General features: G+C 60.4%; 3 protein-coding genes and 1 pseudogene. All 4 read left to right on the top strand.

The annotated features are described in order from the left end of the window. Window positions 1–249, top strand: a pseudogene (locus tag ACP5H1_RS08310) (hypothetical protein); the annotation flags it as partial. After that, window positions 249–530 carry a CRISPR-associated endonuclease Cas2 gene (gene cas2 / locus ACP5H1_RS08315; protein ID WP_427974024.1) on the top strand — a complete coding sequence of 94 codons (282 nt, stop codon included), beginning with the start codon at window positions 249–251 and terminating at the stop codon, window positions 528–530. The pseudogene ACP5H1_RS08310 and the gene cas2, both read left to right, overlap by 1 nt. 13 nt (window positions 531–543) lie before the next feature. Further along, window positions 544–1,080, top strand: coding sequence for a CRISPR-associated protein Cas4 (gene cas4 / locus ACP5H1_RS08320; protein ID WP_427974027.1), 537 nt, complete (start codon window positions 544–546; stop codon window positions 1,078–1,080). Window positions 1,081–1,125: 45 nt separating this feature from the next. Then, window positions 1,126–1,851 carry a CRISPR-associated CARF protein Csa3 gene (gene csa3, locus ACP5H1_RS08325; protein ID WP_427974021.1) on the top strand — a complete coding sequence of 242 codons (726 nt, stop codon included), beginning with the start codon at window positions 1,126–1,128 and terminating at the stop codon, window positions 1,849–1,851. The last annotated feature ends 443 nt before the right edge of the window (window positions 1,852–2,294 follow it).

Consider the following 2,294-nt stretch of genomic DNA (forward strand, 5'->3'; position numbering starts at 1 on the left):
GTAGTAGACGAGCCGCTGGCCGGGCTGCTCCTCTCCGGCTGGAGGCCGAGGCTCGAGGGAGGGCTGCTCGACGTGGACTCGAGGAGGAGGCTGCTCGAGGCGTTCTTCGAGAGGCTCAAGGACCAGGCCCTTGGAGCCTACAGGCCCATGAGCCTAGGTGATGCCATAAGGGAGTACGCCTACAGACTCGCCTCCTCGCTCAGGACCGGCCAGCAGTGCCCCTGCTACACAGGGGGTGAGGCTCAGTGATGCTCTTGGTAATCTATGACGTGAGCGACAACTCAAGGAGGCTTAGGCTCTCCAAGGAGCTGGAGAGGATGGGCCTCTCCAGGGTGCAGAGGAGCGCCTTTGTGGGCCCGGGCGGCTCGGCCCTCTTCAAGGAGCTCTCCTCAAGGGTTGTTGCCACAGTAAACCGCAGTGATGATGTAGTTCACATGGTCAGGGTGTCGGAGGCCGAGTGGGCCTCAGCGGTGGTCATAGGGAGGCCCGTGACTGGGCCCGAGGTGAAAGGCTACGAGATCCTCGTCTGATTTACAGGACTACATAACGGCCTCCGACGTGAAGCAGTTCGCCTACTGCCCCCTCATACCGTGGATAAACAGGAGGCTGGGCGTGGCTGAGGCCCCTGGGGAGAGGATGAAAGCCGGGAGGGGCGTCAGAGCTGTTGATATAGCATCAAAGCTTGGCCTCCCGAGGCCCTGGAGGGAGGGGGTCAGTGTCAGGGACGACAGGTTAATGGTGAGGGGCACTGTGGACCTCATGGCAGGCGAAAGGGGCAACGCCCACGTCCTCGAGGTCAAGGCGTTTAGGAGGAGCTACGAGAGGTCGCACCACTTCAGGGCGCAGCTTCTCGTATACTCCCTCCTGGCCGAGAGAGCCCTCGGAGGGGTAAGGGCCGCCCACCTGTACCTAGGTGGGGACCTTGTCAGCTTCCCTGTAACCCTGAGCGCGCTAAGGGAGGCGGAGGAGCTGGTCAAGATGACCTGGGAGGCGGTGGAGTCCGAGTCCCCTCCCCCCGCCCAGAGGTCGGCCAAGTGCGCCTACTGCTGGTACAGGCACGTGTGCCCTGCGTGGGACTGACCAGGCTTATTACCCCGGCCGCCAAAGCGCTGTGGGCAGAGGGCCTTGGAGCAGCTGCTCATATCAACACTGGGCTTCACTGAAAGCCACGTGATCAGGGCTCTCCACAGGTACTCGATAGGGTCAGGCGACAGGGTCATAATGGTGTCTTCAGACAGGACATCGGGCGTCCTCAAGGCTTACCAGAGCGCCGTGGCCACGGCGACAACCATAGGCGTGAGGCATGACGACATAGAGCTGCTGATAGTTGACCCCTCAGGACCCCTGAGTGTGGCAAGGGACGTGCTTGGCAGGGTAGAGGCCCTCAACGAGAGGCCCAGGAGGGTGATCATAGGGCTCGGGGGCGGCCTGAGGGTCCTGGTGGTGGGAACCTTCATAGCCGGCCTCTTGCTGGCCAGGTCATCGCTTAACGTGAGGGCCTACATAGCCTCGGAGGCTGGGACCGGGGATGAGTCGGAGCTGGACTACTCCGTGCTTGAGGCCGTACTTGGCCTCGGCGACCCCGAGCTCAAGTACCTCACGGCAATATTAAGGTTATCAGGCGGCGGCAGGGAGCCGACTCCCGATGATGTGGCCTCTGAGCTTAACGTCAGCAGGAAGACGGCCCTGAACTCGCTGGCGAGGCTCAAGGAGCTGGGCCTCGCGTCCCAGGCTGGCAGGTCTGGAGGCCTTAAGCTCACCGAGGCCGGGGAGCTGTCGGTTATAATGGCTAGGCTAAGCGAGAAGATGTCACATAACGATCCTGGCGCAGGCAGCTCGAGCGGCTCCTAGCAAACGCGAGGCCCCGAGGTGATTCCCCGACGCGTGACGTTTGCTCGGAGAAGGCTCGCTCAGGTAAGGAGTCGGTCGCTGTACGTCGAGATTAGCCGTGCGATTGAACGAGCGACGTCAGCAGTAATTAGTTCCGGTGAAGCGTTCTGGTAAAGCGAAACCGCGAATTCGCGTCAAGGCTTATCCTTGCAATACTCAGTTGTAGACCGAGGCCTCCGACGATAACCTTAGGCTTAGCTTTAGTTTTCCCATGTCCTCCTTGGGACGCACTTAAGCCCCCCGCAGGGCGGGGGCCCATGATTTTAGGTAACTAAAATTTTTGAAAAAATATTAAATTAAATTATTGACTTGGCCCTCCCATGTAGCCCCTGGGAGGCCCCGGCCGCGCGCTATGGTCAGGCTTAAATAGTCCCAAGTTACTGTAACTGAAAGCGGAGGTAAAC

It is taken from the genome of Acidilobus sp., assembly GCF_049973875.1.
Classification (GTDB): Archaea; Thermoproteota; Thermoprotei_A; order Sulfolobales; family Acidilobaceae; genus Acidilobus.

Coding starts and splice junctions, on each gene's coding strand:
- cas2 (WP_427974024.1), top strand. CDS start 249: ATGCTCTTGGTAATCTATGACGTGAGCGACAACTCAAGGAGGCTTAGG.